Source organism: Streptomyces daliensis, assembly GCF_054782395.1.
Window position 1 is genome coordinate 348,826 of sequence record NZ_BAAGSO010000118.1, and the last position, 8,106, is coordinate 356,931.

General features: G+C 71.2%; 6 protein-coding genes and 1 pseudogene. 3 read left to right on the forward strand and 4 right to left on the reverse strand.

The window, feature by feature from the left end:
* Window positions 1-72 precede the first annotated feature (72 nt).
* Complete coding sequence (locus ACYVOO_RS33150) at window positions 73-885, reverse strand: DUF1963 domain-containing protein (RefSeq protein ID WP_461019411.1); 813 nt, start codon at window positions 883-885, stop codon at window positions 73-75.
* 72 nt (window positions 886-957) lie between these two features.
* Window positions 958-1,593, reverse strand: coding sequence for an RICIN domain-containing protein (locus tag ACYVOO_RS33155; protein WP_461019412.1), 636 nt, complete (start codon window positions 1,591-1,593; stop codon window positions 958-960).
* A gap of 192 nt (window positions 1,594-1,785) precedes the next feature.
* Between ACYVOO_RS33155 and ACYVOO_RS33160 the strand changes: the two are divergent.
* The 3 genes and pseudogenes from ACYVOO_RS33160 to ACYVOO_RS33170 form a co-directional block, all read left to right on the forward strand.
* Window positions 1,786-2,460 (forward strand): annotated as a pseudogene (locus ACYVOO_RS33160) (epoxide hydrolase family protein); the annotation flags it as partial.
* Between the two features lie 763 nt (window positions 2,461-3,223).
* Window positions 3,224-4,504, forward strand: a complete 1,281-nt coding sequence (locus ACYVOO_RS33165; RefSeq protein WP_461019413.1) for an MFS transporter — start codon at window positions 3,224-3,226, stop codon at window positions 4,502-4,504.
* 662 nt (window positions 4,505-5,166) lie between these two features.
* On the forward strand, window positions 5,167-6,006 hold the full coding sequence (locus tag ACYVOO_RS33170; RefSeq protein ID WP_461019414.1) for a nitroreductase/quinone reductase family protein: 840 nt from the start codon (window positions 5,167-5,169) through the stop codon (window positions 6,004-6,006).
* A 49-nt stretch (window positions 6,007-6,055) separates the two neighbouring features.
* Here the strand turns inward: ACYVOO_RS33170 and ACYVOO_RS33175 are convergent, their stop codons facing one another.
* Window positions 6,056-6,943 (reverse strand): (2Fe-2S)-binding protein, encoded by an 888-nt coding sequence (locus tag ACYVOO_RS33175; RefSeq protein ID WP_461019415.1) that lies wholly within the window; start codon window positions 6,941-6,943, stop codon window positions 6,056-6,058.
* Between the two features lie 181 nt (window positions 6,944-7,124).
* A complete protein-coding gene (locus ACYVOO_RS33180) occupies window positions 7,125-7,748 on the reverse strand; it encodes an LAETG motif-containing sortase-dependent surface protein (protein WP_461019416.1) in 624 nt (207 codons plus the stop codon).
* Window positions 7,749-8,106: the final 358 nt, after the last annotated feature.

Genomic DNA, 8,106 nt, shown 5'->3' on the forward strand with positions numbered 1-8,106 from the left:
CGGTACGCCGTTTTCACGCGGGCGTTCTCATGCGGGTGTTCTCATGCGGGCCCACGTCGGCGCCGCTTCCTCTCAGGGGGCGTAGAACATGGAGACGTTCGCCTGCCCGAAGCGCCGGGCCGCCACGTCCTGCCCCGGGATCGACCAGTAGACGATCGCGCTCTCCCAGTCCTCGATGGCAGGGCGCCATTCGGCCAGGAGCACCCAGTCCTCGGGCCGGCTCTCCTCCGATTCCGCGTCGTACGCCGCGGACATGACGGGGTCCACCTCGTCGTACCCGTCCACGGCGTACCCGCCGATCTGCACCTGCGACCACTTGGTGAGCTGGAGGTCCCCGTCCCGTATCTCCCGCCACGCCTCGCGCAGTGTCCCGGCATGGGGATGTCCGGCGAGACCGGGGATCGAGTCGTAGTCCGGCAGGGAGACGTCGTACCGCAGCCGCAGCTCTCCCGCGCCACGCAAATACGGTTCCAGATCGTGGAGAACGTCGCTCGGGCTGTAGTCGTGCTCGACGCGCCGTTCCTCGACGGGCGTGCCTGCGGGGACGTATATCGCCGTGCCGTACGCGTCCAGCGCGTCGGGATGGGCGAGCAGCAGAAGCAGGCCCTCGTGCGGCAGCGGGAGGCCCGTCGCGTCCCCGGGCAGCGCGGCGAGGTCCAGGGACGCGATGAGGTGCATCCGGTCCAGGCCCTCGGGGACATCGGCTCCTACGGGAAGCGTCAGCGGACCGCCGAAGTGCCCCACGACCGGCCCGTCCACGTGCGGTGACAGCATCGCGCAGGGGCGGGCGGCCTCCAGCCACCGTTCCACTTCGGCCGACGGGACATCACGCGCGAGTGCCGCCTGGCGGAAGCGGTCCAGCTTTTCTCGTACTTCGGATCTCATGCGAGGAACATAGAGCCAGGGTCCGACAGTCACCCACCCGGCCCGGGATGCCGTACGGCGAGGGGCGTTGGATCAGCTTACGCGGAGGAGCTGCCAGCGCCGGTCCCCCAGGCTGGTGTCATTGGTGATGCGGGACGTGTAGACGTTCCGTCCGCCCCAGGAGGTGAACGTGCTGTTCATCCGCAGCACCAGATCGCAGTCGGGGCTGGAGGCCACGCAGACCCAGGACTGCGCTGCGGTGCCGCCGCGGAAGTCCCATGCCTGGTCGGCTCGCTGGCTGCACTGGAGGAAGTCGACGCGGCCCGTCGTCGCGCCGCTCGGGTGGTACTCGTCCAGGCACATGTTGTTGGACAGGTTGCGGACCTCCATGAACTGCGCGCCGTGGGCCGGGGCCGTCGGCCCGAGCCGCCACAGGGAGGTCGAGTCGCCGCAGGCGCCGACGTAGATACCGGTGTCCCCGGCCTGCGGTCCCGCGCGCAGGCACTCGTCCCTGGAGAGGTAGGGCCTGATCTGGTAGGTGCCCACCGGGACGGCGACCTGCGGTGAGGCCACCTCGCCCATCTGCCCGGTCTGCCCCGTGGGCCGGTCCGCGCCGTTCCCGGCCGGGGTGGCGGGTGCCGCGGTGGCCGTGCCGAGCACCGTCAGCCAGCAGGCTGTGACGGCGGTCATGACGACCAGGGCGGTGCGCAACCGTCTGTGACGAGCCATGGGGATCCTCCGGGAGAGTCGACGGCGAACGAGCGGACGAGCGGACGGACAGGGGATCAGGCGATCAGGCGGAAAGGCCGCGCTGCGGCGGACCTGCCCTGTGATGTCCCACAAAACTCACTGGCCGTAAAGCGGGAAAACCGGCTATCCATCACCAGACGTCTCTCGCGACCACCACGAAGGAACCACGTCATGACCACCCCGCACGCCTTCCCCCTGGACCCCACCCCCGTCCATGTGCCCGACGAGGTCCTCGCCGACCTGCGCGCCCGTCTCGCGTCGACCCGTCCGCCGCTGGACGAGGGGAACGAGGACTGGTCCTACGGCGTCCCGGCGAGCTATCTGCGCGAGCTGGTCGCCTACTGGCGGGACGGCTACGACTGGCGCGCGGCCGAGGCCGCCATCAACGCTCACGAGCACTACCAGGTGAGCGTCGCCGGTGTCCCGGTGCACTTCATGCGCAAGCCCGGCGTCGGCCCCCGCCCGGTCCCGCTGATCCTCACCCACGGCTGGCCGTGGACGTTCTGGCACTGGTCGAAGGTGACCGGCCCGCTCGCCGACCCGGCCGCGTACGGCGGCGACCCCGCCGACGCGTTCGACGTCATCGTGCCGTCCCTCCCCGGCTTCGGTTTCCCAGGGCCGCTCACCGGCTTTCCCGACGTCAACTTCTGGAAGGTCTCCGACCTCTGGCACACCCTGATGACCGAGACCCTGGGATACGGGAAGTACGCCGCCGGGGGCTGCGACATCGGCGGGATCGTCTCCAGCCAGCTCGGCCACAAGTACGCAGACGAGCTGTACGGCATCCACATCGGCTCCGGGCTGCCGCTCGACTTCTTCACCGGGCCCCGCGCCTGGGACTTCGCCCGGAACCGTCCCCTCACCGACGACCAGCCAGCCGACGTCCGCGCCCGCGTCGCCGAGCTGGACCACCGCTCGGCTTCGCACCTCGCGGTGCACATGCTCGACGGCGCCACCCTGGCCCACGGGCTGAGCGACTCGCCCGCCGGACTGCTCGCCTGGCTGCTGGAGCGCTGGCACGCCTGGAGCGACAACGGCGGCGACGTCGAGTCCGTCTTCACCAAGGACGAGCTGCTCACCCACGCCACCATCTACTGGGTCAACAACTCCATCGCCACGTCGATGCGTTACTACGCCAACGCCAACCGCTACCCCTGGACCCCCTCCCATGACCGCACCCCGGTCGTGCAGGCTCCGGTCGGCCTCACCTTCGTCACGTACGAGAACCCGCCCGGCGTCCACGGCGCCGACGCGCGCGTGCGGGCGTTCAAGAACGGCCCGCAGGCCGCCTGGTTCCACCACGTCAACGTCAACGCGCACGACCACGGCGGCCACTTCATCCCCTGGGAGAACCCCGGCGCCTGGGTGAGCGACCTGCGCCGCACCTTCCGCGGCCGCAGGCCCTGAACGGCCCCGCGCCGTCTCCGTACCGCTTCCGTACTGCCGCCGAGCGGGTCCCCCGCGATATACATGCAGGATGAATGTTTCGTGGGGCGGCGCCATCACCCGCCCCACGAGCACTCCGTCGTGCCCTTCACGGTGCACGGCGTGCACCGTCGTGCACCGTTCGTCGCCGCTCGCCCCTCGTCGCAGGAAACGGAGCAGCTTCATGACAGGCTCTTCCCCGGGCCGGACCCCGAGCCCGGCCGCCAGTCCCTTCCAGCAGCCGAAGGCCGTCTTCGCCGTCGCGTTCGCCTGCGTGGTCTCCTTCATGGGTATCGGCCTCGTCGACCCGATCCTCCCCGCGATCTCCGAAGACCTGCACGCCTCCCCCAGCCAGGTCACCCTGCTGTTCACCAGCTATCTGGTGGTGACGGCCGTCGCCATGCTCATCACCGGCTGGGTCTCCAGCCGCATCGGCGCCAAGCGCACCCTGCTCGCCGGGCTGGCCGTCATCGTGGTGTTCAGCGCGCTCGCGGGGGCCACGTCGAGCATCGGCGGCATCGTCGGGTTCCGCGCGGGCTGGGGCATCGGGAACGCACTGTTCATCGCGACGTCCCTCGCCGTGATCGTGGCCTCGGCGAGCGGCGGATTCGTGGGCGCCATCATCCTCTACGAGACCGCGCTGGGCCTCGGCATCGCCATGGGCCCGCTGCTGGGCGGGGTGCTCGGGGAGGTGAGCTGGCGCGGCCCGTTCTTCGGCGTCGCCGTGCTGATGGCCGTCGCCATGCTGGCCACCGCCGTACTCGTCGAGCCCCTCCCCCTCCCGGAACGGCGCACGGGGCTGGCCGACCCGCTGCGCGCCCTGCGCCACCGCGGGCTGCTGACGATGTCGCTGACCGCGCTCTGCTACAACTGGGCCTTCTTCACGGTGCTCGGCTACGCGCCCTTCCCCATGGAACTGGGCGCCATCCAGCTCGGCGCGGTCTTCACGGCCTGGGGGCTGCTCGTCGCCGTCTTCGCCGTGTTCGGCGCGCCCTGGCTCCAGCGCCGGCTGGGGATCGCGCGGACGCTCTACGCCAACCTCGCGCTGTTCGCCGTCGTCGTCCTGGTGATCGCGGTCTGGACCACCACCAAGCCCGTGCTGATCGGTGCCGTCATCGTCGCCGGGATCTTCATCGGGGTGAACAACACCGTCACCACGCAGGCGGTGATGACGGTCTCGCCCGTCGAACGTCCCGTCGCCTCGGCCGCCTACGGCTTCGTCCGCTTCATCGGGGGCGGGCTCGCGCCGTTCGCGGCGGGGAAGCTGGTGGAGGCGTTCAACGTCCACGTCCCCTTCTACATCGGCGCCGGGGCCCTGGTCCTGGGCATCGTGATCCTCTCCACCGCGCACCGCTACCTCAACGAAGCGGAACGGGCGCAGGCCGAACAGACCGAGCACGTGGCGGCGTCTTCTCCGTCGGCGACGCCCTCCGAAGCGTCTGCCGCCTCCGGCGCCCCGGCCTGAACCCGATGGTCTGAGCACGATGGTCTGAGCACGACGGTCTGAGCACTCGGCCCGACGACCGCCGCTCGCCGAACGGGCCGCCCACATCCCGCCGCCGAGATTCCGGTTCCGCTTTTCTCCGGGTCACGGCGGCGGGCCCGTACCGTCCCCGTATCGGCCCCGCCCGGCATCCTCCCGCTCCGCCCGGAATTTCCGCTCCCTCTTCCCGTCCTCGGCGTTCGGGACGATGCCGGAACCGCTTTCCGGGCCGGATTCCGCTTCCGGGCAGCGGAAAATTGAGCGTTGCCTCGACGACTCCGGCGCACTACTGTCTGCGGTGTGACTGCCGGGTCGGCCATGGGCCATTATCGAGTGAGGCACCCGGCCTTGACGTGAGTGCGAGGCGGGCCAGGAGTCCGCCGTGCCGCCTCCGTGAGGTCCGTGTTTCCACGCCTCCCCTCCCCCTCTCCCGTGCTTCCTTTGCACCCCGTGCTTTCCACGCGCCGCCACGCTCCGGCAGCCTTCCGCCGTGCCCGGACGTCTCTTCGGCGCGCCTTTTCCCTTTCGGCCCTCCGCTTTCCGCTCCGGAAGGCCATTCCGCCGTCCCGTCATTCCGTCGTTCCGTCATGCCCGCGAATGGCCGCGGCACCGTATTCAAGACCGTATCCAGGAAAGAAGTGAGAATGCCCAACGAGTTCAACGTGCCGGTCATCGAGGAGTTCCGCGCCAACAGCGGGCAGGTCGGCGGGATGTTCGAGGGGGCCAGGCTGATCCTGCTGACGACCGTCGGGGCGCGGTCCGGGGCCCGGCACACGACCCCGCTCGGCTATCTCCCCGACGGGGAGGAGCGCATCCTCGTCATCGCCTCGGCCGGTGGCGCACCCCGCCATCCCGACTGGTTCCGCAACGTGCTGGCCAACCCCCGTGTCACCGTCGAGAACGGCTTCTTCACCTACGAGGCGCAGGCCGTCGTCCTCGACCGCGCGGCGCGTGACGAAGCCTTCGCGCGCGCCGTCGAGGCCGACCCCGGCTGGGCCGACTACCAGGCGAAGACCTCGCGCGTCATCCCCGTCGTCGCGCTCCACGAACTCCCCGGTCCGCCGCGCATGAACGCGCCCACCTGGGGGACCGCGCTCAAGCTGGTGCACGACGGGTACCGGCGCGAACTCGCCCTGATCCGCAAGGAGATCACCGAGTCGGGGCCCGGACTGGGCACCCAGTTGCGGATCAACTGCCTGACACTGTGCCAGGGGCTCCACGGACACCACACGGCGGAGGACGCGGGGCTCTTCGTCTCCATGGCCTCCCACAGGCCCGACCTCGTCCCGGCGCTGGAGCGGCTGCGCGAGGAGCACGCGCGGGTGGCCGTGCTGCTGGAGGAGCTGCAACGCGTGATCTCCACCGCCGACGCGGACCCGGCCAGGGTGCTCGCCGACGTGGAGCGGCTCACGGAAGAGCTGGAGGCCCATCTGACGTACGAGGAGGAGCAGTTGATACCCGTGCTGGACGGGCCCGGACGGTGACGCGGGACGACGGGCGTCCCGTGCGGCGTTTGCCGCCCGCGGGCGCCCGTCAGCCGTAGGACGCCATCCGGGAGGCGGCGATCTCCAGTTGCAGCGCGCGGTCGTCGGGCGTACGGCGCGGGCAGCTCGCGCACTTGCCCTCGCCAGGCGACTCGTAGATCAGGCAGCACGACCCGCGCCGCACGAACGTCTCCACGCGCGACGCGTCCGGTGGCGGTACGGGAAAGAGGCCGTCGCTGCCGTCGGGTACGGGCACCTCCACCCAGCGCGGCGGCGGCAGCGGCGGGCCGATCCGTTCCGCCAGGGCCGCGCCCCAGGCGGTGCTGTCGGCCACCCGGCCGCTCTCCCGCCCGGCGCGTGAGAGCAGTTGGGCCAGCGAGTCGGTGGCGAGGGACCACAGGGGGCGCGGGCGCAGCCCCGCGACCCCGGCCAGCCCGTCGACGCACAGTTCCAGCAGCCCGCGCAGCGGGCCCGGCGCGGCGCCGTCGACGGGCGCGGGCATGTGCGGCGCGGGGCGTACGGCGACGGGGCGCCCGGCGGCGCCGAGCTGGAGTACCAGCCCTTCGGGTCCGGGGTGCACGCTGCGGCCTGTGAGGAAGCCGGTGACCAGCGGGGGCGCGAGCAGCACGGTGCTGACGGAGTACCACCACAGGGTGGCGCCGACGCGGAGGCTGTCGGTGCGCCAGCGGAGGGCGGAGAGCCTGACCTGCTCGGCCAGCCAGTCGCGCTCCCCGAGGAACTCGGCGGGTACGGACGCGACCACACCGTCGGACTGTCCTTGGAGACCGGTCATCGCCGCCGTCATCGGGGCGGTCCGCGCCGCCCGTGCGAGCAGCCCTGCCGCCGCCGAGGCACCGTCGCGAGCGTTGTCCTCGCCGGTCCCGGATTCCGCGCCGGGCTCCCGTCGCGTGCCCTGCCGCCCCTGCGTACCTGCCATGCGGCCACCGTATACGCGGCACGCACGCACGTGGGGTGTGCCGGGCCCTCGCCCGGCACACCCCACGCCTGTACCGCGTACCGCGTACCGCGCACTGCGTACCGCGTCACACCGATGCCGGTACACACCGGCGTCGGAGCACGGCGTGAGGCGTCACCGCATCACGCCGCCATCCCTCGGATCAGCTCGTCGCGGAGCGCCGCTTCCGGGTGATCACGAGCAGCGCCGCTCCGGCCAGGACCACCGCGCCGGCGATCCCGGCGATCAGCGGGGTGGAGTCGGACGAGCCGGTCTCGGCCAGATCCGAGCCACCGTCGTCCGGCTTGGCCGCGGGAGCGCTGGTGCTGGGCTCCGTGGACGGGGCCGGGGCCTCGCTGCTGGTGCTCGGCGCGGGGCTCGGGCTGGAGGGCTTGGTGGGCGGAGCGGAAGGCTCCGGCTCCTCCTCGCCCTCGCACACCGGCGAGGTCTTCGTCTCCTCGCGGGAGTACTGGTCGCCGTCACCGGCCTTGACGGACAGCTTGACCGTCATTTCCTTGCTGTGCTTCGGCAGGTCGAGCTTCTTGTGGAACTCCGAGCCGAACTTCTGCGCGGAGAGCACGTCCTTGCCGTCCGCCGTGATGGAGACCGTGTTCTCGACCTCCGAGTTGTAGGCGGTCAGGTTGACCGACACCGAGGTGCAGTCCACCGACCACGATGGGGTGTGGGCGGATGCGGGCACCGCCCATATCCCCGTACCCGCCACTGCCGCGGCGCTCGCCACGGTGAGGGCGGCCGTACGGGCCCATCTGCCACGAGGTGCTGTCATTCCTACGTCCTTCCGGGGGGTTCCGGGATGTTCCGCACTGAACCAGTAGTGCGAGAAACGCACGGTACTCCCACCCTGAACACACATTCTCACCACCCCTCCCCATCTCAACGGCCCCGCACAAACGCCCAGTTCAGAACGGAGGCCCCGCCTCCACCCCGCCCCCCATCCCGTCCCGGCCCGCCTCCGCCGGGCGACCGCTCCGGTGTTCTACGGTGCGGGAGTGATCACTCAGGACCAAGACGGGAGCACAGGGCGGCACCGGGGCCGGTTCGGCGCCGCCGCCTACCCCTTCGCGGCGTACGTCTTCGCCACCGGCATGGCGGGCACCACGCTGCCGACGCCCCTCTACGGGCTC

Coding starts and splice junctions, on each gene's coding strand:
- ACYVOO_RS33155 (WP_461019412.1), bottom strand. CDS start 1,593: ATGGCTCGTCACAGACGGTTGCGCACCGCCCTGGTCGTCATGACCGCC.
- ACYVOO_RS33180 (WP_461019416.1), bottom strand. CDS start 7,748: ATGACAGCACCTCGTGGCAGATGGGCCCGTACGGCCGCCCTCACCGTG.
- ACYVOO_RS33170 (WP_461019414.1), top strand. CDS start 5,167: ATGCCCAACGAGTTCAACGTGCCGGTCATCGAGGAGTTCCGCGCCAAC.
- ACYVOO_RS33150 (WP_461019411.1), bottom strand. CDS start 885: ATGAGATCCGAAGTACGAGAAAAGCTGGACCGCTTCCGCCAGGCGGCA.
- ACYVOO_RS33165 (WP_461019413.1), top strand. CDS start 3,224: ATGACAGGCTCTTCCCCGGGCCGGACCCCGAGCCCGGCCGCCAGTCCC.
- ACYVOO_RS33175 (WP_461019415.1), bottom strand. CDS start 6,943: ATGGCAGGTACGCAGGGGCGGCAGGGCACGCGACGGGAGCCCGGCGCG.